Below are 21,885 nucleotides of genomic sequence, written 5' to 3'. Positions count from 1 at the left end.
GGACGCTCAGGGCCAGGTCGGCGGCGGGACGGGCAGCGGCTGCGCCCCGGCGGGGCGCAGCCCGTCGACGATGATGGCGAGGTACCGGCGCCACAGGTCGGGCGCCGGATCCCGGACGTACCCGGTCGCGTGGACCGGCGCGCAGATCAGCACCCAGACGTCGGTGCCGGTGACGTCGCCGCGCACGGCGCCCGCGTCGCGGGCCCGCGCGACGAGGCGCTCGACGTCGGCGTGGAGTTGGTCGCGCGCCGCGGCGACCGACGAGTCGCCCTCGGTCAGGGTCTGCAGGAAGGACAGGTCGTGGTGGGCCTGCCCGCCGGCCGCCTCGGCCAGGAACTCCACCAGCGCCCCGCCGGGGTCGGAGGCGTCGTCGAGCGCGCGGGCGTACTCGGAGAGCGCCCGGAAGTGACCGGCGACGATGGCCGCGATCAACTCCTCCTTGCTCGCGAAGTGGCGGAACACCGTCCCCTTGGCGACGCCCGCCCGCCGCGCGATGTCGGCCATGGACGCGTCGAGGCCCCGCTCGGTGAACTCCGCCTCCGCCGCGGCGAGCAGCGCGGCGCGGTTGCGCGTGGCGTCGGCGCGCAGCGGCCGGTGCGGGGAGGTCACGGGTACCACCCTAGCGAAGTTGACCGGCCGGTCAGGTTGTCCTAGCGTCGAGGATCAACATGACCATCGGGTCAGGTTGACGACAGGAGATCATGATGGAGCTGCGCGGGGCCACCGCCCTCGTCACCGGGACGAACCGCGGCATCGGCCGGCACTTCGCCCTCGAGCTGCTGGCCCGGGGAGCGCGGGTCTACGCCACCGCCCGCCGGCCGGAGCTGGTCGACGTCCCGGGCGCCGAGGTGCTGCGGCTCGACATCACCGACCCGGAGTCGGTCGCCGCGGCGGCCGAGGCGGCCGGCGACGTGGACGTCCTGATCAACAACGCCGCCTTCACCGCGGGCGGGAGCCTGGTGACCGGGGACCTGGACGCGATCCGGACGACGATGGACTCGAACTACTACGGCACGCTGGCCATGATCCGGGCCTTCGCCCCGATCCTCGCCCGCAACGGCGGCGGGGCCGTGCTCAACGTGCTCTCGGGCGTGGCCTGGCAGACGGTCGAGGGGAACACCGCCTACGCCGCGGCCAAGTCCGCGCAGTGGGGGCTGACCAACGGGGTCCGGGTCGAGCTGGCGGGCCAGGGGACGCTCGTCAGCGCTCTCGTGCCGGGACTGGTCGCCACGACGACGATGACGGAGTTCGCCCGCGACGCCGGCCTCGACCTGCCGGCCGGGGCCATGACCGAGCCCGCCGACCTCGTCCGGCTCGCACTCGACGGACTCGAGGCGGGCGAGGTCGAGATCCTCGACGGGCTGGCGGTGGCGGCCAAGCGGTCCCTGTCCGGTCCGCCGCGGGCGATCGAACTCCCGACGGCGTCCTGAGCGGCGGGTGCCGGGGACCGGCGGCGGCCGGCCCCCGGCACCCGGGGCGTGGCTCAGCCGAAGGAACGCGTGATCGCCTGCTCGGTGGACCGGTAGTTCTCGTTCACGTCCCCGGTGGCGACCCCGAGCGCGGCGAGGGCGAGCTGCAGCTCCGACCAGCCCGACTGCCACTGGGCCTGCGCCGCGGCGTAGGACTCGCGCGCCGCGCCGTCCCACGACCCGAGCATCGGGGTGATGTCGCTCTGCAGCTGCTGCATCCGCTGCTCCATGAGCTGCGCGCCGCTGCGCACGTCGGCGACGGCCGTGTCCACGGCACCGAAACCGACCTTGACCCGGTCTGCCATGTCGTCCTCCCTCATGCCTTCGTCTCGAAGCCGGGCAGCGTGCGGGTGATCGCGCTGCGGGCGTCCTGGTCGCTCGTGGCGTAGTTCGTGTTCGCGCCCTGCACGAGGGACGCGAGGGTGTCCAGCGCCGCGTTCAGCTTCTGGTTCGCGGACTCGTACCGGACCTGCGCGGCGGTGAACGCCGTGTTCCCCTCGCCGATCCACTGCCCCTGGACCGCGTCGAGGCGGCCGCGCAGCGCGGACAGCTCGGAGCGGATGCTGTCCACGTTGCCCACCATGCGCGCCTGGGACTGCGACATGGTGTCGAGTGAGACGTCGTACTGCCCCGCCATCAGGGCCCCCTCCCGGGTCGGGTACCGCGGTCGGTCCTCACGGTGACCGACCCGGCCGCGCCGTGGTGGCCGTTTCGGAGAAGTCAGTCGGGTACGGCCAGGCGCGGCCCGGCGGCGAGCAGCGCGAACCACGGCCGACCGATCGGCAGCACCTGCTCGCGGGCGTAGCCCAGCGCGCGCAGGGCCTCGTCGTCGCGCACGGGGAACCCGAGCCCGCCGTCGACCAGGACCATCCCCTCGTCGACCTCGCGGCCGGGAGGTCGGCGCGCCGCGTCGAACTCCGGCGGTGCGAGCAGCGCGCCCCCGCCCGGCGGGACGTGCCACGTCACGCGGACCGGCCGCGCACCCCCGGCGAGGAGCCGTTCCGGCCCGGCGGGCAGCCCGGATGCCGTCAGGGCCCCGAACACCTCGAGCGCCGGCCCGTCGCCCCCGCGCGTCACGCACGGCACCGCCGCGTCCTCCCGGGCCGGGACCACCGGCGGGGCGCTCGGCACGTCCGCGATCCCGACGACGGCTCCGGCCGGCAGCCGCAGGACCTCGTCCGGGACGACGGTGCGCGCCGGGGCGGGCAGCAGCCGCGCCGTGGTCTCGTCGGCGACGAGCCGGGCGCGGCCGCGGTCGAGGACGTAGCGGGCACCGTCGGTGGTGGCGACGACGGTGCCGGGGGCCGCCCGCGGGGTCAGCGCCCCGGCGCGGGGGAGCAGCCCGAGCCACGGCCCCGGGACCTCCCGGACCTGCCCCGGCGACCAGCCGAGCGACGGCAGCACCTGCGGGTCGACGAGGTGGGAGCGCCCGCCGGCGACGAGCACGGTCTCGGTCGTCCCGGAGGCGCGGGCGAGGAACCCGGTGAACCCCGTCGCGGACCCCACCACCGGGCCGGCGTACACCGCGAGCTGGTCGGTGGCACCGCGATCGGGTCCGGTGACGCAGGCGGCGAGCGGCACGGGACCGCCGAGCGCCGGCGGGAGCTGCGGCGACCCGTCGTCGGGAAGGGCGGCGCCGACCGGCAGGGTGAGGACGCGCGCGTGCGGGACGAGCACCGGCTCGCCGCGGCGCCCGCCGGCGAGCAGCGCCGCGGTCAGGGTGGGCGCCGGCCGCAGGAGGCCCTCGGTGGCGAGGTAGCGGGCGCCGGTCTCCCGGTCGAGGACGACGGTGCCCTCGTCGCGCCAGCCGTCGGGGGCACGGTCGGAGAGGAAGGCCGTGGCCGCGGACGCCGCGGCGACGAGCACGACGACGACGAGGCCGACGAGCAACGCGGCGTTCGGGTGGCGGACGACGTCCTCCACCGCGAGGTCGTCCCCGCGCACCAGGGCGGCCACGCCGCGGCGTCGTTGGACGTCCTCGGACTCGATGAGCTCCCGCCTGCTCGCCACGCCCCGGAACGATGACGGACCCGGTCGGGACGTGGGTGCGGTTCGGGAGAACCCATCTCACATGATCGCCCGTCTGCTCCCGATGTCTGCTTAGGTGAGCCTCACCTGACCGACGGGGGCGAGGAGGCGACCGTGCGCGTGGTGCTGTTCGGGTACCAGAAGTGGGGAGCGAGGCTCCTCGCGAGCCTGCTGGAGAGCCGGCACGAGGTGGTGCTCTGCGTGAGCCACCCCGAGGAGGACGCGGCCGCCGAGCCGGCGATCTTCCAGGAACCGGTGGCCGACCTCGCCCGGGAGCACGACATCCCGGTGATCTACCGGCAGAAGGCGGTCGACGACGAGCTCGTCGCCGCCATCGCCGAGCACGGCGCCGAGATCGGCGTGGCCTGCAACTGGCGCACCTGGATCTCCCCGAAGGTGTTCTCCGCCCCGACCCGTGGCACCGTCAACACCCACGACGCGCTGCTGCCGAAGTACGCCGGGTTCTCCCCGCTGAACTGGGCGCTCATCAACGGCGAGTCGCAGGTCGGCATCACCGCGCACTGGATGGACGCCGACCTCGACCGCGGCGACATCATCACCCAGCGCACCGTGCCGGTGACACCGACCGACACCACCGAGGACCTCTTCTTCCGCACCGTGGAGCTGTTCGGCCCGCTGACGCTCGACGCCCTCGACCGCGTCGAGCACGGCCCGTTCGACTGGCTGCGGCAGGACCCGGAGCACGCGAGCTTCTTCCACCGGCGCGCCGACCGGGACAACCGGATCCCCTGGGACCGGCCCGCGAAGGACCTCGTCAACCTCGTGCGCGCCCAGACCGGGCCCTACCCCAACGCCTGGTGCCTGCACGAGGGGCGACGCCTGCGGGTGCTGGAGGCGAGCGTCTCCCGGAACCGTGCCGGCGGCACGAACGGCCGGGTGTTCGCCCGGGAGGGCAGCGGCGTCGTCGTGGTCGCGGGCCCCGACGCCTGGCGTGGCGACCAGTACGGGCTGGTGCTCCAGCGGGTGCGCGACGAGAACGACGTCGAGCACGTGGCGGGCGACTGGTTCCGGCGCATGGGCGACTACCTCGACTGAAACGTTCGCCACACCATGCGGTGACCCTGCGTCACGACGAGGTCCCGACCAGGTCGACGGAGCATGACCAACAACCGCAAGCGCCTCGCCGTCCTGGGCGGGATCCTGCTCGTCCTCGCCGGGGCCGGCGTCGCGTTCGCCGCGTACCTCTCGGGCGGCACCGGTTCCGGGTCGAACACCTCCAGCGTCGCCGTGAACTCCACGATCTCCGCGTCGTCGTCGGGTGCGCAGCTCTACCCCGGCTCGACCACCAGCTACACGGTGACGATCAACAACCCGAACCCCTACCCGGTGAAGGTCGCGAGCATCAGCACGAGCTCGTCGGACAAGACCTCCGGCGGCTGCCCCGCGGGCACGGTGACCAGCCCCGCCGTCACCAACCCGGCCGGGACGATCGCGCCGAACGGCTCCGCGCCGTACACCCTGACGGCCACCATGGCCGCCGACCCGGACAACAGCTGCCAGGGCCAGTCGTTCACGATGCCGCTCACCGCGCAGCTCGCGTCCGCGGCGGGGTGAAGGTCGACTCGCTGCTCCAGCGGGAGGGGCGGGGACCGGTCGAGCGCACGGGCCCGATCCCGTTGCCGGGCCGGCGTCCCCGCCACCTCGCCGGCGCGGCACGCGGCCGCCCGGCGCACCCGGACGCCGTCACGGAGCCGATCCGGGTCCCGACCGGTCCGCGGCGGCCCGGGGCCGGCTTCGCCGTGCCGTCCGGAGCCTTCCCCGTCCCGGCCGACGCGCCCCGACCCGACGTCGGGACCCCGGCGCCGGTCGTCCCGCGCGAGCGCGACCCGCGGCCGACCCCGGCGGGCGGCGTGCCCGTCGGGCCGGCCCTGCCGCGGGGGCGCAGCGCCCGCCCGGCCCCGCCCCGCCGTCCCGACGACGGGCCGTCCCCGGTCCGGCGGGTGCCCGCCCCGGCCCCGGCCCCCGCACTCCCGGACGGCCCCGGGGACCCGGCCGAGCCGTCGCCGCGGCCCCGCCGCCGGTGGCTGCGCCGGTTCCGGCGGCGGAGCCGCACGACGCTCGTCGTCGTGCTCGTCCTGATCGCCGCCGCGCTCGCTGCGGCCGGTGTCGCGGTGGCGGCCTGGTTGGCGTCGGGCTCGGGCCGGCCGGGTCTCGTCGGGCGGACCGCACTCGCGCCGACCACCACCGCCGTCGCCGGGAGCGCGGTGACCTCCGGGCTGCTGACGCCCGGCAGCACCGGCACGGCGGTCGTCACGGTGACCAACCCGAACCCCTACCGGGTGCGGGTCGCGACCATCGCGCCGGCCGGGACGGTGACCGCGAGCGGCGGCGTCGGCACGTGCACCACCACCGGCGTGACCTTCACCGCGCAGACCCCGAGCGGGGTCACGCTCGCCGCGGGCGCGGGCGGGACGCTCACGTTGACGGGCGCGGTGGCGATGTCGACCGCGTCCGAGACCGGCTGCCAGGGGGCGACGTTCACCGTGCCGGTGACCGTCTCGGTGGTGAGCGCCCCGTGAGCCCACCGAGCCCGCCGAGCCCCGTGGGCCGCGGGCTGCTCGCCCTCGTGACCGTCGTCGGCCTGTTCGCCGGCGCCGGCGTCGCGTGGGCCGCGTGGACGAGCAGCGGGCCGGGCAGCGCGACGGCCCGCGCGAACGCCCTCGGCACGACGACGGCGACGGCGGGCGCCTGGGCCTGCGGTGCGAGCGCGGCGTCCGCGCGCTTCTCCGCCGGGTCGGGTGGCGTCGAGGCGTTCCCCGGGCAGGTGGTCGTCACGACCACGACGACGGCCACCGCCCGCGCCGCCACCACGACCACCACGCCGGCGGCGTCGACGACGACCACGACCGCCGCGCCGACGACCTCGGGGACGGCGGCGGGCAGCACCGCCGCCCCGACCACGACGACGGTCGCGCCGACCACCTCGACCAGCGGGGTCGTGACCGGCCTCGGCGCGGCCGCGGCGACCCTGGGCTGGACGGCGGCCACCGCGGCGACCGGCTACCAGTACCAGGCCGCCACGACGACCGACTTCGCTGCGCCGGTCGCGGCGGGCAGCACCGCCGCGCTCTCCGCGACCGTGACCGTGCGGGCCGTGCTGCGCACCACCGTGTACCTGCGGGTCCGGGCGACGGCGGGCGCCTGGACCGGGCCCTGGAGCACGACCGTGACCACGACGGCCGGCCCCTGCCTGGTCTGATCCGGAACGGATGTTTCGTCCTGTTCACACGATTCCGGTTTTCCCGCGGTCGCCACGAGGCACTGCACCCCTGACGCGGCCGGCACCCGGCCCGGAGGGGGAAGCCATGCCGATCTCCGTGCCCGAGGCCGTCCGCGAGCAGGCCGTCGCCGGCGAGAAGAAGACCGACGAGCTGCGGATGCCGCTGGCCTACGGCATCAACACGCTGCTCGCCGGCGCCTACGTCGGCGTCGCGGTCGTGCTCATGTTCGCCGCGGCCGGACCGCTCGAGGCCGCGGACTCCCCGTTCAGCAAGCTCGTCCAGGGCCTGGTCTTCGGTATCGCGCTGACCCTCGTGGTGTTCGCCGGCGCCGAGCTCTCCACCGGCAACATGATGGTGTCGGTCATGGGCCTGTTCGACCGGCTGCGCGGGCCCGGGGTCGGTGGGGTCGCCGCGATCATCGCGGTGTCGTTCGTCGGCAACCTCGTCGGCGCGATCGTGTTCTCGCTGCTGGTACACGGCAGCGGCGTCCTCGAGCTGGTCTCCACGCCGGGCTCGCTGCCCCCGGGGGCTGCGATGCTGGAGTCGGTCGCCACGAAGAAGGTCACCGAGGGCGTCGACACGATGCTGCTGCGCGGCCTGCTCTGCAACATGCTCGTGACCCTCGGCGTGTGGATGGCGGCCCGGACGCGCTCGGACGGCGCCAAGCTCCTGCTCCTGCTGTGGGTGCTGCTGGCCTTCATCGCCACCGGCTTCGACCACGTCGTGGCGAACATGACGATCATGACGCTGGGGCTGCTCGCCGGGGTCCCGGCCGTCACGGTCGGTGCCTTCGCCTGGAACCTGCTGTGGGTCGGGCTGGGTAACCTGGTCGGCGGGGCGCTGATCGGCGCGGCGTACGGGTACCTCGGCCGCGCGCACACCGAAGACCTCCCCCGCGACGACGCGGGGGACGGGGCGGCGTCGGACGACACCGCGCGCCCCGTGGCACAGGCCTGACCCCTCTCGAACGAGGAGCAACCCATGAGCCCCACCCACGACCGCCTCTCCGCCGGCCGCGAGGTCGTTTTCGCCAAGGAGGCGAAGGGCCTGAGCTGGCAGCAGCTCGCCGACGCCCTCGACCGCTCCCTGGTCTGGACGACCTCCGCCCTCCTCGGCCAGCAGCCCCTCGACGCCGAGCAGGCGCAGAAGGTCGGCGGCGTGCTCGGACTCGACGACGACGCGGTGGCGGCGCTCTCCCTGCCGCCGGTGCGCGGCGAGGCCGCGATCGACCCGACCGAGCCCGTGACCTACCGCCTGCACGAGGCGCTGCAGGTCTACGGCAGCGCGCTGCACGAGCTCATCCGCGAGGAGTTCGGCGACGGGATCATGTCCGCCATCGACTTCGAGCTCGCCTTCGAGCGGGAGGAGGACCCGAAGGGGGACCGGGTCAAGCTCGTCTGGAGTGGCAAGTTCCTGCCGTACAAGGTCTTCTAGGTCCGTGACCGAGCTCGTCGTCCTCCTCGATCCCGACGGTGCCGCCATCGGGACCGCCGCGAAATCCGAGGTGCACCACGCGGCGACGCCGCTGCACCTCGCGTTCTCGTGCTACCTCGTCGACGACGACGGGCGGCTGCTCATGACCCGGCGGGCGGCGCACAAGCGCACCTTCCCCGGCGTCTGGACCAACAGCTTCTGCGGTCATCCCGCGCCGGGCGAGGCCCTCGACGAGGCCGTCGTCCGCCGCGGGCGCCAGGAGCTGGGTCTCGACGTCGGGTCGGTGCGGCTCGTGCTCCCCGGCTTCCGGTACCGCGCCGAGCAGGACGGCGTGGTCGAGCACGAGATGTGCCCGGTGTTCGTCGCCACCGCCACGGGCGCCCCGGCACCGGACCCGGCCGAGGTCGACGACGTCCGGGCCGTCCCCTGGACGACCCTGCACGACGGGGCCCGCGAGGGGTCGTGGCCGGGGCTCTCGCCCTGGTGCGTCGAGCAGGTCGCCCAGCTCGCGGTCCACGGCGACCCGGCGCGGTGGCCCACCGGCGACCCGTCCGCCCTGCCACCCGCGGCGCGCCTCAGCGCGTGAGCGGGTGGCCCGGGTAGGTCCCGAACGACCAGTGGTTGCCCTCGGGGTCACGCACCGAGCAGTCGTGCGAGCCGTAGTCGGTGTCGTAGGGCGCGGAGACCGGCGTGGCCCCGGCGGCGATCGCCCGCGCGTAGACCTCGTCGGTGTGCGCGGCGTCGCGCGTGACGGCGTAGCCCCCGAAGGTGCCGGGCCGGAGCGGCCACGCTCCACCGTCACTGCCCTCGCGCTCCTGGCCGAGCATGATCCCCCCGCCGGGCGGCCAGGCGAGCTCGGCGTGCTGGATCACGCCGTCGTCGCCGGCGTACACGACCGTCTCGGTGAAGCCGAACGCCGCGACGTAGAAGTCGACGAGGGCGCGCGCGTCGCGGGCGCGCAGGGTGGGCCAGACCTGGGGTGCGGGTGCGCTCATGCCGCCGACGATGTCCCCGGGACCGGCTCCGCGTCTTGGACGGATCCGACCAGCCCGCCGTGCACCTCCTCGGCGACCCAGCGCGTCGCGGAACACCCTGCGAACGCCCGGAACTCGCGGGCCAGGTGGGCCTGGTCGGCGTAGCCGTGGTCGGCGGCGACGCCCGCGAGGTCGAGGCGCCCGGCCCCGGCCCGCCGCGCGATCTCGCGCCGCACCCGGTGGAAGCGCGCCATCCGGCCCGCGACCGAGGGCCGCACCCCGAACTCGGCGGTGAAGCGGCGGGACAGGTGGTCGGGGCTCCACCCGACCTCGCGGGCCACCTCGCGGACCGGTCGTCCCTCCTGCACGCGGGCCCAGGCGCGACGCAGGTCGTCGGCGGTCCGGCGGCCGTCGTCGTGCGCGTGTCGCAGCCGCAGCAGGACGTCGTCGAGCGCGGCGAGGCGGGCGTCCCAGGTCGTGCCCGCGTCGACGCGTTCGCCCAGCTCCCCGCCGATCCGCCCGAGTACCTCCGCGGCCTCCACCGAGTGCCCGGCGAGCGCGGCGGCCGGGAGACCGAACAGGGCGCGCGCCGCGAGCGGGTCCACGGAGACCTGGATGCCGCGCTGGTGACCGGGGTGCACGATCGTGCCCGGGGTGTCGTGCAGCCCGGCGAGGCAGAGGCGGAAGTCCGTCGGGCCGCCGTCGGGACCGAGCATGCGCAGCGGCGCGTCGACGGTGACCACGAAGGTGAGGAACGGCGAGGGCAGGGCGCGGTGGATGCCCGCGGCGGTGTCCCGGATGTCGTAGACGTGGCGCGTGACGGACCTGCCCATCCGCACAGTGTGGCCGCAGGAGGGTGTGCCGAGCGCCACCATCGGGCAGGATCCTCGCATGATCTTCATTGCCGTGAAGTGGACGATCAAGCCCGAGTACGCGGACCGCTGGCCGGAGCTCTCGCGTGAGTTCACCGAGGCCTGCCGTCAGGAGCCGGGCAACATCTTCTTCGAGTGGAGCAGGTCGCTCGAGGAGGAGAACACCTACCAGCTGGTCGAGGCGTTCCAGGACGGCGCCGGCGAGGCGCACGTGAACTCCGACCACTTCAAGAAGTTCGTCGACGAGGCCCCGGACTACGTGGCCGAGACCCCCAAGATCATCAGCGTCCAGGGGGTCGACCAGGACGGCTGGGGCGAGATGGGCGAGGTGAAGCCGCGATAGGGGAGCTCGACCCGGTGGAGCTGACCGAGCTCAGCGGGATCAGCGACCTCGGCCTCGTCGACCTCGCGGCCGCGCTGCGGCGTCGCGAGGTGTCCTGCGTCGAGGTCGCGGAGGCGACCCTCGCGCGGATCGACCGGCTGAACCCGGCCGTGAACGCCGTCGTCGACCGCCGCGACCCCGATGCCGTCCTGGCCGAGGCCGCCGGGCTCGACGAGGAGGCGGCCGCGGGTCGGTGGCGCGGCGTGCTGCACGGAGTGCCGCAGGCGGTGAAGGACCTGGCCGAGGTCGCGGGGCAGCCGTTCACCGCGGGGTCGCCGGTGTTCCGCGACCGCGTCGGGGTGGTCGACGCCCCGCACGTCGCACGGATGCGGGCGGCCGGGGCGGTGTTCGTCGGGCGCACGAACACCCCGGAGATGGGGTTCGGCTCCCAGACCTACAACCCGGTGCACGGCGTCACCCGCAACCCGTGGGACCCGGCCCGCACGGTCGGCGGCTCGAGTGGCGGCGCCGCCGCCGCCCTCGCGTGCCGGATGCTGCCCGCGGCCGACGGCAGCGACTACATGGGCTCGCTGCGCAACCCCGCGGCCTGGTCGTCGGTGTACGGCCTGCGTCCCTCGCGTGGACGCGTGCCCGGCGTGTCGGGCTTCGTCGCGCAGCTCGGCGAGGCCGGTCCGATGGCCCGCTCCGTCGCCGACCTCGCGGCGCTGTTCGGGGTGATGACAGAGCAACCGAGCACGCCGATAGGGGATGCGCCCGTCGGTCCGCTCGACCGCGCCGACCCGCTGGACCTCACCGACCTGTGCCCGGCCGATCCGTCGAGGTTGCGCGTGGGGTGGCTCGGCGACCTGGGTGGTCGTCTGGCGTGCGAGGACGGGCTGCTGGACCTGGCGCGCCGCGGGTCCGTCGACGTGCTCGAAGGGCTGGGAGCGGCCGTCGAGGAGGTCGTCCCGCCGTTCGACCTCGACGCGCTGTGGGACGCGTTCCTGGTCTGGCGCGGGTGGAACGCGTGCGAGATGGCGCCGCTGCTGGAGCACCACCGGGGCGACCTGAAGCCCGAGCTCGTGTGGGAGATCGAGCAGGGCCTCGCGCTCACGGCGCTCCAGGTCCACCGGGCCGCCGCGGTCCGCACCGAGTGGTACCGCGCGGTCGTCGGGATGTTCGCGCGGTTCGACGTGCTCGTCGCGCCCGCCACCCAGGTGCACCCGTTCCCCGTCGAGGTGACCTGGCCGCGGGAGATCGCCGGCCGGACGATGGACACCTACCACCGTTGGATGGAGACGGTGGCGCCGTGGTCGATGGCGGGGGTCCCGGCGCTCGGCATGCCCGCCGGGTTCACGCCGGGTGGGCTGCCGGTCGGGGTCCAGCTGATCGGCCCACCGGGCGGGGACCGTCGGGTGCTCGAGGTCGCGCTGGCCCACGAGGCGGCCACGGGGTACGCCCGCGCCGTGCCGCCGGTCGTGTCCCGTTCCTCACGTCGGGTGTCAGTGGTGGGCCACGGCTGACCCCGGCGGGCGCCCGACGTCACACGGGCGCAACCTCCGGGCGTCGCGCAGCTGATCAGGTGTCCGACATGTCGGACACACCGGTGGGTGAGCAGTGGTCGACGACGCTGCGGGGAGCCCTCGGGCGCCGCGGCTTCCTCCTCGCGAGCGCCGGGGTCGCCGCGCTCGGGACGGCCGCGTGCTCGAGCGCGGCCCCCGCGCAGGCCCCGGGCGGCATCGCCGTCCTGCAGCCGCTCACCGGGTCGGTGCCGCCGAACTACGTGCCCGCCACGCCGCAGAACGTCCTCTGGGGCCGGCTGCCGACCCGCGGCACCCGTCCGGTGACGACCGTCGACAACGGGGCCACCGTCGTCGTCGACACGATCTCCCACGAGGGCGTCCTCGAGGACCAGGGCAAGGATCCGGTCGCGTACTTCACCGGGCAGGGCGTGGCCGCGGGGGACGTGCTCACCGACGCGGCGGCCGTGGCCCGGCAGACCCCGCACGACGGGCCCGGGCCGCACGTGATCACCGGACCGATCGCGGTCCGCGGCGCCGAGCCGGGCCACACGCTCGCCGTGGACGTCCTGGACCTCGCCCTGCGCGTGCCCTACGGCGTCGTCTCGAACCGCCACGGCAAGGGTGCGCTGCCCGGCGAGCTGCCCGAGCAGTGGGACGGCCGCCCGGAGTTCGCGCGCTGGTTCAACACCGGCGGCGAGGTCAGCGTCTTCACCCCCGCCTCCGCCGGGCCCACCGGTCTCGTGGGCACCCTCGGGCCGGCCACGTTCCCGCTGGCCCCGTTCCTCGGCGTCATGGGGGTCGCGCGGGACACCGACGCGCTCGTCGACTCGGTCCCGCCCACCGACGCCGGCGGCAACCTCGACGTCAACGACCTGGTCGTCGGCTCGCGGCTCTACCTGCCGGTCCGCGTCCCCGGCGCGCTGTTCTTCACCGGCGACCCGCACATGGCCCAGGGCGACGGGGAGGTCGCGCTGACCGCGATGGAGGGGTCGCTGCGGGCGACGCTGCGGCTCACCTCGATCCCGCCGGGCGGGCCCGCCCCGCGGGCGGCCTTCACCTTCCCGTTCGGCGAGACCCCGACGCACTGGGTGCCGATCGGCCTGTCCGACCCGGACGGTCCCGACGGCGGCGGCAACCAGACCTCGCTGGACCTCGCCATGCGCGACGCCGTGCGACGGGCCCTCGCCTTCCTCGTGTCCGACCGCGGCATGCCCGCCCCGATGGCCTACGCCTACCTCTCGGCGGCGGCCGACTTCCAGGTCTCCCAGGTCGTCGACCGCACCACCGGGGTGCACGCCCTCATCCGCAAGGCCGACTTCGGGGCGTGAGCGTGTCCCGTGCCTGACCTCAGGTGTCAGCGATGGGCCACGGCTGACACCGGGAGCTCCGCCTCGACCGGCCGCAGCAGGCGCGCCTGCCACGCGGCGTACGCGATGGTCACCGCCGCGACCGCGGCCGCCACGGCCAGCGCGACGGTGAACGCCGGGCCGGCCACCGCGGCGTCGACCCCGGCCGCGAGCGAGCCGCCGAGGGTCTCGCCGGGCACTCCGTCGGGGAGGCCCGCGCGGTAGACGGCCGCGGTGACGCTGCCGAGCACGGCGATCCCCAGCGCGCCGCCCAGCTCGAACCCGGTCTCGGAGATCGCCGAGGCGGCGCCGGTCCGGTCGGTGGGCGCGGAGGTCAGGACGAGGTCGGTGGTCAGGGTCTCCACCATCGCGACGGACAGGCCCGCCACCGTCATCCCGACGACGACCACGAGCGGTCCCGCCCCGACGGCGAGCAGGGCGAGCGCCGACCAGCCCACCGCGGCCACGGCGAGCCCGCCGACGACGAGGCGACGCACCGCGAACCGCCGGGCCAGGCGCGCCGCGACCAGGGCACCCGCCATGCCGGCGACGCTCCCGGGCAGCAGCCACAGCGACGCCTCGAGCGGCGACATCCCGACGACGAGCTGCAGGTACTGCGGCACCAGGACGAGCAGGCCGACCAGGGCGAACACGCACAGGGTGTTGGTCGCGACCGACACCGAGAACGCGCGGTGGGAGAACAGCGTGAGGTCGATCAACGGGTCGAGGAGGGTCCGCTGCCGGTGCACGAACACCCACCCGCAGGCGAGCCCGACGGCGGCGGCCAGCGCCCCCGTCGTCGTGGGCCCGTCGGTGGCGACGGACTTCACCGCGTAGACCACCGGCAGCATCGTCGCGAGCGCGAGGCCCGCGGAGAGCACGTCGAAGCGGCCCGGGTGCGGGTCACGGCTCTCCGGCAGCAGGACGGGGCCGACGGCGAGCAGGGCGAGACAGACCGGCACGTTGACCAGGAAGACCGAGCCCCACCAGAAGTGCTCGAGCAGCCAGCCGCCGATCACCGGGCCCGCCGCCGCACCGCCGGAGAACATCGCGGCCCACACCCCGATGGCCCGGCGGCGGGCGTCCGCTTCCGGGAAGACGGTCTTGATCAGCGACAGCGTCGAGGGCATCAGCGTGGCGCCGCCCAGGCCGAGCAGGGCCCGCGCCGCGACCAGGGCGCCGGCCGTGGGCGCGAACGCCGCCGCGACCGACGCGACGCCGAAGGCGGCCGTCCCGATGAGCAGCAGGCGGCGCCGGCCGATGCGATCGCCGAGCGAGCCCGCGACGACGAGCAGGCCCGCGAGCACGAACGAGTAGACGTCGACGATCCACAGTTGCGTCGCCGCGCCCGGCCGCAGGTCCTCGCTGATGGCGGGGAGGGCGGCGCCGAGGACGGTCATGTCGAGGGTGATCAGCAGGACCGGGGCGGTGAGCACCCCCAGGGCGAGGGCTCGCCTGGGCATGGGACGACTCCTGTTGCTTGACAGTCCGGACGGTACAGTAACGAAACTGTACCAGCTGGACGGTGTACGGTCCGACCCATGCCCCGACCGTCCCAGCGGGACCGCATCGTCGACGCCTACGTCGACCACGTGGTGAGCGAGGGTCCCGAGACGGTGACGCTCGAGGCGGTCGCGGCCAGGGCGGGGGTCTCCAAGGGCGGGCTGCTCTACCACTTCGGGTCCAAGGAGGCCCTCCTCGGCGGGATGCTCGAGCGGGTCGCCGCCCTGACCGAGGCCGACATCGCGACCGCGCGGGCGGCGGCCGCGGCCGGCACCGAGACCGTGGCGCACTACTACCTGCGCACCTCGGCCGACGACCCGGCGAGCGACAGCGACTTCTTCCGCGCGATGGTGGCGGTGCTCAAGGTCGCGGGCACCGAGGAGGCGGCCGCGACGACGGCCCGCGCCTCGATCTCGGCGTGGCGGGAGGTGCTCGCCGAGGAGACCGGCGACGAGCTGACCGCCGACCTGATCGCCGCGGTCGGCGACGGCATCTACCTGCGGGCGATCGCGGGGGAGCGCTCCACGCCCCTGACCCGGGACTGGGAGACGACCCTCGAACGTCTCGGGGTCCGCGCCCCGTCGGAGCAGTCCCCCTGACCCCGCGTGTCCGACCCCACGGTGTGCTCATGGACCGCTGCGGGTCACTCTGGAGTCGTGCACTCGTTTGACGAGGACGATCAGCGTCCCGACTCCGCCCGCGCCGACGGCGGACGCGCCCCGGTCGACCGGGGCTTCGCCTCGCTCGTCGGGACGCTGCGGTCCTCGGACCCGCGCTTCGCCCGCCGCGTCTCCGAGCCGCACCGGCTGCGCAGCGGCCAGATCATGACGCTGGTGGCGTTCGTCGTGACCGTGCTGGTCGGCCTCGTCCCGCTGATCCTCGGGATCCACCTGCAGGCGACGGCGCTCCTCACGGTCGGCGCGATCGGCACCGCCTTCGCCCCGGTCGTGGTGCCGCCGGTCGTCGGCGTGATCCTCTCCCGGCTCCGCCCGCTCTGGTGATCAGCGCTTCACGGCGCGCGTGATCCAGTCGAGGAGTTCGTTCTCCACGTCGTCGCGGTCGACCTCGTTGAGGATCTCGTGGCGGTCGTTCGGCCACATCCGGAACGTCACGTCGGTCAGCCCGGCATGGGTGTAGCGGTCCGCGAGGGCCTGGGCGAGGACCACCGGCCCGCCGACCGGGTCGTGCTCGCCGACCGCGATGTAGATCGGCAGGTCCTTCTGCATGGCGTCGAGGCGCTGCGGGTCGGCGACCCCGCGGCCGCCCGCGAACATGCCCGCGCCGCCCGCCGGGTCCAGGCCGAACCCGCACCACGGGTCGGCGACGTAGGCGTCGACCTGCGACTCGTCCCGCGAGAGCCAGTCGTAGTCGGTGCGCGCGGGTGCGAACGGCGCGTTGAAGGCCGAGAGGTCGATCGGCCCGCTCGTGTCGATGGCCGCCTCCAGCTGGTCGAGCAGTGACGTGCCGGTGAGCACGGCCGCGTCGACCTCCGCGGAGTGGTCCAGCAGCCACTGCTGCACCGCGAACGACCCCATGCTGTGACCGAGGAGCACCACCGGCACGCCGGGTGCGTCCTCGCGGCCGCGCTCGAGCAGGCGCCCGATGTCGGCGACCAGCTCGTCCCACCCGCCCTCGCCCAGGACGCCGGGCTCGGTGCCGTTGGCCTCGGCGGTCGCGCCGTGCCCGCGGTGGTCCTGCCCCTGCACGAGGAAGCCGAGCCCCGAGAGCCGGTCGGCCAGGTGCTGGTAGCGGCGCACGTGCTCGCCCATCCCGTGCGTGAGCTGCACGACGCCGCGGGCCTCGCCCTTCGGGAGCCAGCGGAAGGTGGCCAGGGTGTGGCCGCCCGCGGAGGGCACGTCGATGCGGGTGGGCTCGGTCATGCGGCTGGCTCCTCGTCCTCGGGCAGGTCAGCGGGTCAGGAGTCTGTCCCGCCCGAGGGCCGAGCGCCAGCGGTGGCTACGAGGAGGTCGTGGTCGGACCGGTCGTGCCCTGCTGGACCGACTGCTGGCTGGTCCCGTGCGGGCCGCCCGGGCCGCCGGGGCCACCGCCGAGCAGCGGTCCGGTGAGCGTCGAGACGCCCACCCCGAGCAGGAACGCGACGACGCCGATCGCGACCGCGATCCTCGCGCTGACGGTGCGTGCGGTCTTCTTGACGACGGGTGCGGGGGCAGGAGCCGCGTCGGCGGGGGCGCCGTACACGGCGTGGGTGCGGACGGTGTCGGGGTCGGTGCCGCCGACGGGCGTACGGGGAACGTGGGTCGACGTGGCGTCGTACCAAGCGGGGGAGTCCGGTGCGGTCATGATCAGCAGCGTGCGGCCCGGCCCTGGTCGGGTCGTGTGACGTCCCTGTGATCCCGGTGTGGGTCCCGGCGTCCGGTTCCGGTGCGGGGCGCGACGCGGAGCCGACGGACCCGTCGTCAGGAAGGGCGGTCCCGGCGGCGCCACCACGGCCGACGGCCCGGGGCCGGTACGGGGGAGGGCTCCGGGGTCCACGCGGCCCGGGCGGCCCGCCAGCGCTCGACGACGGCGTCCGCCGACGGGCGCCGGATCGGGACGCGGGGTCCGGCGGGGAAGCGCAGGAACGCCACGACGCGGCGGTCGAGGTCGGCGACGACGGCGCGGACGGCCGCCTCGTCGGCGAGGTCGCGCACGTCGTCGTCGAGCCGCTCGATGTCCTTGCGCAGCCGCAGCGACGGGGGCAGCAGCGCCTCGGTCGGCACGCCCTCGGCCCGCATCTTCGAGCGGACCCACCAGTGCTCGTCGTCGCGCGCGGGGAGGTCGAGGGGCTTCCCCGCCCCGGGCAGGTCGTCGAACGCGCCCTCCGCGGTGGCGCGGCGGATCTGCTCGTCGATCAGCGACTCGTAGCGCTCCCAGTACGTCTCGCCCGGCTCGCCCCGCACGCCTCCACGGTGCCCGAGCCGGGCGGGCCCCGCTACCGGGCGGTGAGCACCACCGTCTGCACGGCCCACGCGTTCAGCGGTGCCGAGGAGGTGAGCGAGACCGGGGCGGCCGCGTCGTCCGAGAGCGCCGGGCGGGCGACCAGGGCGGTGGTCGCCTTGACGACGTCGTCGGCCTTGACCGTCCACGCGTCGCTCAGCGGCTCCGGCGGCACGATGTCGGCGACGCCGGTGCCGGCGACGAAGTAGAGGACCTGGGTGGAGCTGTCCGCGGGCGCCGGGGCGGCGGTGACGGTCGTCCCGGAGCCGGTGGTCTCGCCGGGCACGGTGACCCCGGTGATGTTCGACCAGGCGCCGATGCCGCCGAGCAGCGTCGCCGGGGTGTCCGACGTGAACGTGACGGGGCCGGTGGCGTCCGTCGCGGTCGAGGTGAACAGCGACACCGAGCCGGCGCCGCCGGGCAGCGCGGTGGTCCGCAGCGCGGTCCAGCCCGCGGGCGCCTGCACCTGGCCCGCCCCGGACCGGAAGACCTGGGCGACCAGGGTGTCGCCCTCCTCCACGCCGGCCGGGGTGGACAGCGTCACCTGGGTCGCGGCGTCGGCCGTGGTGTAGCCGACGGCGCGGGAGAGCGGCAGCCACGGCACGGTCGCGGTGACGACGAGCCCGGCGACCAGGGCGATCGCGGCGAGCAGGCCGGCGCCACCCCAGAGGGCGGGCGCGGGCAACGAGCGGGCCGAGACGACGCCCACCACCACGAGCAGGCCCGCGAGTCCGGCGCTGAGGCCGAGCAGCGTCGCGGTCGACTCGGTGCGGAAGCCGCGCACCCCGAACTCCGCGACGGCGATCGCGATCCCCACCAGTCCGAGCACGGCCCCGAGGGCGACGACGGCGTTCTGCACGCCCGGGGGCAGCGTGACGGTCGCGACCACCACGGCGGCGACGACGACGAGGACGGCTGCGGCCGCCCACGCGACGGCGCTCCCGAGCGCCCCGGCGGCCACCACCGCCAGTACGGCGACCACGACGGCCACGCCGATCGCGACGGTCTTGCGCACGTCCACCCACTCCTCCCGGGGGCCCTGCGGGCCCTGCTCCGTCCGGCGGCACCTCGTCGACCGCTCCGACACCCTGTCGTTCCGGGAGGTTCCACCGTTTCGGACGCGCGGGGGTCCTCCCGGAGGGTCGAATCAGGTCACGGTTGCATCACGAAATCGTGAACAAGGGAGTGCGGTTCGATGGCGCACGCCCGATCCGGTAACGCAGGGTACCGAGTTTTCGTCACTCGTCCGTGGTGTGCCACCTGCGGCGATCCGCCCGGCCGCCGCTCCCCGGAAGCGGTTCCGGCATGGAGGTTCCCGACGTCAAGTGGTCGCGTCGGTGATCACTGCGGTCACCGGCGGCGTTACGGAACGTGGCTCTGCGGCGATGCCCCCTCCGAACCGACGTCGAAGTGGAGGCGGTAGTGCTGCGGGGCTATGCACGGGTGGCGTCGGCGACGGACGACGCCTCGGACCAGGTCGAGCGTCTGCGCGCCGCCGGGGTCGCCGCGGAGCGGATCCGCATCGACACCTCGGTGGGGACCCGCGGGGCGCGCCCGGAGCTCGAGGCGGTGCTCGGTGACCTGCGCGACGGCGACGTCCTCGTGGTCACCGGTCTCGACCGGCTCGCCTCGTCGGTCCTGCACCTCGTCCAGGTCGGGCAGCGGCTCCTGGCCGTCGGTGCTCACCTGCGCTCCCTGGAGGAGGACGTCGACACCACGTCCGACGGCGACACGGGGGTCCTCCCCACCCTCGACCTGCTCGCCGGGCTCCAGCGCACCCTCGTCTCCGCCAGCACCCGCGCGGGGCTCGACGCCGCCCGCGCCCGGGGCCGCCGGGGGGGCCGCCCGCCACGGCTGACCGCGGAGGCCGCCGCCCGGGCCCAGCGGCTCTACGACGAGGGCCGCTCGGTCACCGAGATCGCCGAGACCCTCGACGTCCCGCGCACCACCGTCTACGGCCACCTGCGCCGCCCGTCCTGACGACGGCGGACCTCACGCCGGGCGTACGCGCGCGGGCGTGTGCTGCGGCGGTGATCGTCCCGGGCGCGGGTCTGCCGCCGCTGACCGCCGCCCGCCTGCTCACCAGCTGGACCGCGGCCCCGGGCGTCCTCGGTGGCGTCGCGGTCCTCGGCGGGGGCTACGGCCTCGGCGTGCGGCGCCTCGGCGGGCCCTGGCCGGCGCGGCGCACCGTCGCGTTCGGGGCGGGTGTGCTCCTGCTGGGCGTCATCGGCTGCAGCGCGATCGCGGTCTACGACGACACGCTGTTCTGGACCCGGGCGCTCCAGGGCGTCGTCCTGCTCGTGGTCGCCCCCATGCTCCTCGCCGCCGGGGCCCCGCTGACCCTCGCGCGGGACACGCTCCCCGCACCCGCCGTCGCGACCCTCGGCCGGCTGCGGCGGTCGGGACCCGCGCGGGCGCTGTGCGCGCCCGGCATCGCGACGCTGGCCCTCGTCGCCCCACCGTTCGTGCTGTACCTGACGGGGCTCTACCCGCTGGAGCTGGAGAGCGCCGCCGTGAGCGGGCTCGTGGCCCTCGGGCTGCTCGCGGCCGGGCTGCTGTACGCGGTGAGCCGGCTGCAGATCGATCCGGTCCCGCGCACCACCCACCACGGCCTGACGCTCGGCATCGCCATCGCCGAGGTGGTCACCGACGGGGTGCTCGGGCTGGTGCTCTGGCTCGGGCCGCTGCTGGCCGTCGCGCACTACACGGGCGTCGACCGGACCTGGGGCCCGAGCCCGCGCGACGACCAGGCCATCGGCGCGGGCGTGTGGTGGATCGGCGGGGACCTCGCCGGCCTGCCGTTCCTCGCCGCGATCGCCGCCCGGTTCGCCGCGTCCGATGCCTCGGAGGCACGCCGGATCGACGCGGAGCTCGACGCCCAGGAGGCGGCGGGCGAGCGCGGCTCGGGGCTGTGGTGGGAGCAGCCCGGCCGGTGAGCTCTGTCCGGATGCTGCCCGGGCACGCAGGTCGGGCACGTCCCGCCGTCGGGACGGATCCTGGCGGAGGCTGAGCGGCGTGACCGCCGTCCCCGGCCGCCCGCGGCGCAGCCCCCTCGCCCCCCACGTCGTCACGCTGCGACGCACGGTGGCGGCGACGCTGCGGCGCCCGCTGGCGTCGTACTACCTCGTCGTCGGGCTGACCGTGGTGCTCGCGGGCCTGGGTCTCGTGATGGTGCTCTCGGCGTCGTCGATCGACTCGTTGACGCGTACCGGCAGCCCGTACGGCGTGTTCGTCCACCAGCTCGTCTACTGCGCCGTCGGCGGGGTCGCCTTCTGGCTGACCGGCCGCGTCCCGGTGCGGCGCTGGCGGGTGGCGAGCCCGTGGCTGCTCGGGGTGTCCCTGCTCGCGCTGGTCGCCGTGCTGGTGCCGGGCCTCGGGTCGTCGGTGGCCGGGGCGCAGAAGTGGTTCGTGGTCGGGGGCCTGTCCCTGCAGCCCAGCGAGCCCGCGAAGCTCGCGCTCGTGCTGTGGGGCGCGCACGTGCTGGTCTCGCAGCGCCGCGTCGCCGGGGTCCGGCGGCTGCTCCCCGTGGTCCCGGTCGGGGTCCTGACGGCGGGTCTGGTCGTCGTCGAGCCCGACCTCGGGTCGGCGCTGGGCATCGTCGTCGTGCTGTTCGCGCTGCTGTGGTTCGCCGGTGTGCCGGGACGCCTGCTCGGGCTGCTGGGGGCGGGTGCGCTCGGCGCGGTGGCGGTGCTCGCCGTGACCGCGAGCTACCGGCTGGCGCGCCTCACGTCGTTCCTCGGCAGCGGCGACGACTCGCTCGGCGCGGGTTACCAGTCGCAGCAGGCCCTGTACTCCCTGGCCGACGGCGGGCTGCTCGGCGACGGGCTCGGACAGGGCGCGGCGCAGTGGAGCTACCTGCCCAACGCCTCCAACGACTTCGTCTTCGCGATCCTCGGCGAGGAGCTCGGCCTCGTCGGCGCCTGCGCCGTGCTCGGCCTGTTCGGCCTGCTGGCGTGGGTGGGCCTGCGGATCGCGGCGCGGACGGTGGACCCGTGGAACCGGGTGGTGGTCGCGACGCTGACGGTCTGGCTCGTGGCGCAGGCCGTCATCAACATCGGTTACGTGCTGGGCCTGCTGCCGGTCACCGGGATCACCCTGCCCCTGATCTCGGCCGGCGGGACCTCGGTCATCGTCAGCATGGTCTCCCTCGGGCTGCTGGCGTCCGCCGCCCGCGACGAGCCCGAGGCCCGGGTGGCGCTGCGGCGTTAGGGTCCTCGGAGATCACTTCAGGAGGC

Annotated in this window: 27 protein-coding genes; 16 read left to right on the top strand and 11 right to left on the bottom strand. The window is 75.3% G+C overall.

The features are described 5' to 3' along the window. Nucleotides 1–6: 6 nt before the first annotated feature. Nucleotides 7–609 (bottom strand): TetR/AcrR family transcriptional regulator, encoded by a 603-nt coding sequence (locus QSK00_RS00355; RefSeq protein ID WP_285586319.1) that lies wholly within the window; start codon nt 607–609, stop codon nt 7–9. A 95-nt stretch (nt 610–704) separates the two neighbouring features. Between QSK00_RS00355 and QSK00_RS00350 the strand changes: the two genes are divergently transcribed. After that, complete coding sequence (locus QSK00_RS00350) at nt 705–1,430, top strand: SDR family NAD(P)-dependent oxidoreductase (RefSeq protein ID WP_285586317.1); 726 nt, start codon at nt 705–707, stop codon at nt 1,428–1,430. A 53-nt stretch (nt 1,431–1,483) separates the two neighbouring features. On the opposite strand, the gene QSK00_RS00345 is transcribed toward QSK00_RS00350, so the two are convergent. The 3 genes from QSK00_RS00345 to QSK00_RS00335 form a co-directional block, all read right to left on the bottom strand. After that, a complete protein-coding gene (locus QSK00_RS00345; protein WP_285586315.1) occupies nt 1,484–1,774 on the bottom strand; it encodes a WXG100 family type VII secretion target in 291 nt (96 codons plus the stop codon). 11 nt (nt 1,775–1,785) lie between these two features. Continuing rightward, nucleotides 1,786–2,106 (bottom strand): WXG100 family type VII secretion target, encoded by a 321-nt coding sequence (locus QSK00_RS00340; RefSeq protein WP_285586313.1) that lies wholly within the window; start codon nt 2,104–2,106, stop codon nt 1,786–1,788. 83 nt (nt 2,107–2,189) lie between these two features. Then, nucleotides 2,190–3,479, bottom strand: a complete 1,290-nt coding sequence (locus QSK00_RS00335) for a type VII secretion protein EccB (protein ID WP_285586311.1) — start codon at nt 3,477–3,479, stop codon at nt 2,190–2,192. A gap of 132 nt (nt 3,480–3,611) precedes the next feature. Here QSK00_RS00335 and QSK00_RS00330 point away from each other — a divergent pair, with 132 nt between their 5' ends. The 7 genes from QSK00_RS00330 (at nt 3,612) to idi (ending at nt 8,759) form a co-directional block, all read left to right on the top strand. Beyond that, entirely contained in the window at nt 3,612–4,553 is a 942-nt protein-coding gene (locus QSK00_RS00330) for a methionyl-tRNA formyltransferase (protein ID WP_285586309.1), read from the top strand. Between the two features lie 63 nt (nt 4,554–4,616). Beyond that, nucleotides 4,617–5,072: a hypothetical protein gene (locus QSK00_RS00325; protein WP_285586308.1), complete on the top strand. Its 456-nt coding sequence runs from the start codon at nt 4,617–4,619 to the stop codon at nt 5,070–5,072. Then, nucleotides 5,069–6,037 carry a hypothetical protein gene (locus QSK00_RS00320; protein WP_285586306.1) on the top strand — a complete coding sequence of 323 codons (969 nt, stop codon included), beginning with the start codon at nt 5,069–5,071 and terminating at the stop codon, nt 6,035–6,037. Before QSK00_RS00325 ends, QSK00_RS00320 begins: the two co-directional genes overlap by 4 nt. Beyond that, on the top strand, nt 6,034–6,717 hold the full coding sequence (locus QSK00_RS00315; RefSeq protein WP_285586304.1) for a hypothetical protein: 684 nt from the start codon (nt 6,034–6,036) through the stop codon (nt 6,715–6,717). Before QSK00_RS00320 ends, QSK00_RS00315 begins: the two co-directional genes overlap by 4 nt. A 106-nt stretch (nt 6,718–6,823) precedes the next feature. Continuing rightward, nucleotides 6,824–7,696, top strand: a complete 873-nt coding sequence (locus tag QSK00_RS00310) for a formate/nitrite transporter family protein (protein WP_285586302.1) — start codon at nt 6,824–6,826, stop codon at nt 7,694–7,696. Between the two features lie 24 nt (nt 7,697–7,720). Next, nucleotides 7,721–8,173 (top strand): cyanase, encoded by a 453-nt coding sequence (gene cynS / locus QSK00_RS00305; protein ID WP_285586300.1) that lies wholly within the window; start codon nt 7,721–7,723, stop codon nt 8,171–8,173. 4 nt (nt 8,174–8,177) lie between these two features. Beyond that, nucleotides 8,178–8,759 carry an isopentenyl-diphosphate Delta-isomerase gene (gene idi, locus QSK00_RS00300; protein WP_285586297.1) on the top strand — a complete coding sequence of 194 codons (582 nt, stop codon included), beginning with the start codon at nt 8,178–8,180 and terminating at the stop codon, nt 8,757–8,759. Here the strand turns inward: idi and QSK00_RS00295 are convergent. Further along, nucleotides 8,749–9,168: a VOC family protein gene (locus QSK00_RS00295; RefSeq protein ID WP_285586295.1), complete on the bottom strand. Its 420-nt coding sequence runs from the start codon at nt 9,166–9,168 to the stop codon at nt 8,749–8,751. The two genes, idi and QSK00_RS00295, sit on opposite strands and share 11 nt — an antisense overlap. Beyond that, nucleotides 9,165–9,980 (bottom strand): helix-turn-helix domain-containing protein, encoded by an 816-nt coding sequence (locus tag QSK00_RS00290; RefSeq protein WP_285586293.1) that lies wholly within the window; start codon nt 9,978–9,980, stop codon nt 9,165–9,167. Before QSK00_RS00290 ends, QSK00_RS00295 begins: the two co-directional genes overlap by 4 nt. Before the next feature lie 58 nt (nt 9,981–10,038). Between QSK00_RS00290 and QSK00_RS00285 the strand changes: the two genes are divergently transcribed. From QSK00_RS00285 to QSK00_RS00275, 3 genes are all read left to right on the top strand, one after another. Continuing rightward, the gene (locus tag QSK00_RS00285; RefSeq protein ID WP_285586290.1) at nt 10,039–10,362 is read left to right on the top strand and encodes a putative quinol monooxygenase; all 324 of its coding nucleotides are present in this window, start codon (nt 10,039–10,041) and stop codon (nt 10,360–10,362) included. A gap of 14 nt (nt 10,363–10,376) precedes the next feature. Beyond that, a complete protein-coding gene (locus tag QSK00_RS00280) occupies nt 10,377–11,864 on the top strand; it encodes an amidase (protein ID WP_285586288.1) in 1,488 nt (495 codons plus the stop codon). A gap of 68 nt (nt 11,865–11,932) precedes the next feature. Continuing rightward, nucleotides 11,933–13,192: an acetamidase/formamidase family protein gene (locus QSK00_RS00275; protein ID WP_285586287.1), complete on the top strand. Its 1,260-nt coding sequence runs from the start codon at nt 11,933–11,935 to the stop codon at nt 13,190–13,192. A gap of 26 nt (nt 13,193–13,218) precedes the next feature. Here the strand turns inward: QSK00_RS00275 and QSK00_RS00270 are convergent, their stop codons facing one another. Then, entirely contained in the window at nt 13,219–14,673 is a 1,455-nt protein-coding gene (locus QSK00_RS00270; RefSeq protein WP_285586285.1) for an MFS transporter, read from the bottom strand. 78 nt (nt 14,674–14,751) lie between these two features. Between QSK00_RS00270 and QSK00_RS00265 the strand changes: the two genes are divergently transcribed. Together QSK00_RS00265 and QSK00_RS00260 are read left to right on the top strand one after the other, a co-directional pair. Continuing rightward, nucleotides 14,752–15,312: a TetR/AcrR family transcriptional regulator gene (locus tag QSK00_RS00265; RefSeq protein ID WP_285586284.1), complete on the top strand. Its 561-nt coding sequence runs from the start codon at nt 14,752–14,754 to the stop codon at nt 15,310–15,312. A 57-nt stretch (nt 15,313–15,369) separates the two neighbouring features. After that, complete coding sequence (locus QSK00_RS00260; protein WP_285586283.1) at nt 15,370–15,714, top strand: DUF3040 domain-containing protein; 345 nt, start codon at nt 15,370–15,372, stop codon at nt 15,712–15,714. Here QSK00_RS00260 and QSK00_RS00255 read toward each other — a convergent pair whose 3' ends face one another. From QSK00_RS00255 to QSK00_RS00240, 4 genes are all read right to left on the bottom strand, one after another. Beyond that, nucleotides 15,715–16,593, bottom strand: coding sequence for an alpha/beta fold hydrolase (locus tag QSK00_RS00255; protein ID WP_285586281.1), 879 nt, complete (start codon nt 16,591–16,593; stop codon nt 15,715–15,717). Nucleotides 16,594–16,669: 76 nt separating this feature from the next. Beyond that, nucleotides 16,670–17,014 (bottom strand): hypothetical protein, encoded by a 345-nt coding sequence (locus QSK00_RS00250; protein WP_285586279.1) that lies wholly within the window; start codon nt 17,012–17,014, stop codon nt 16,670–16,672. A gap of 116 nt (nt 17,015–17,130) precedes the next feature. Next, nucleotides 17,131–17,613 (bottom strand): DnaJ family domain-containing protein, encoded by a 483-nt coding sequence (locus tag QSK00_RS00245; protein WP_285586277.1) that lies wholly within the window; start codon nt 17,611–17,613, stop codon nt 17,131–17,133. Between the two features lie 32 nt (nt 17,614–17,645). Next, the gene (locus tag QSK00_RS00240) at nt 17,646–18,665 is read right to left on the bottom strand and encodes a hypothetical protein (protein WP_285586275.1); all 1,020 of its coding nucleotides are present in this window, start codon (nt 18,663–18,665) and stop codon (nt 17,646–17,648) included. 428 nt (nt 18,666–19,093) lie between these two features. Between QSK00_RS00240 and QSK00_RS00235 the strand changes: the two genes are divergently transcribed. The 3 genes from QSK00_RS00235 (at nt 19,094) to ftsW (ending at nt 21,859) form a co-directional block, all read left to right on the top strand. Further along, entirely contained in the window at nt 19,094–19,630 is a 537-nt protein-coding gene (locus tag QSK00_RS00235) for a recombinase family protein (protein ID WP_285586273.1), read from the top strand. A gap of 50 nt (nt 19,631–19,680) precedes the next feature. Then, a complete protein-coding gene (locus QSK00_RS00230; RefSeq protein ID WP_285586270.1) occupies nt 19,681–20,586 on the top strand; it encodes a cytochrome c oxidase assembly protein in 906 nt (301 codons plus the stop codon). 79 nt (nt 20,587–20,665) lie between these two features. Beyond that, a complete protein-coding gene (gene ftsW, locus QSK00_RS00225; RefSeq protein WP_285586268.1) occupies nt 20,666–21,859 on the top strand; it encodes a putative lipid II flippase FtsW in 1,194 nt (397 codons plus the stop codon). The last annotated feature ends 26 nt before the right edge of the window (nt 21,860–21,885 follow it).

The organism is Actinomycetospora sp. NBRC 106378 (genome assembly GCF_030269685.1).
In the GTDB taxonomy this organism is placed as follows: domain Bacteria; phylum Actinomycetota; class Actinomycetes; order Mycobacteriales; family Pseudonocardiaceae; genus Actinomycetospora.
Note: the sequence above shows the minus strand (reverse complement) of the source record. Positions and strands in the feature narration are given on the sequence as shown.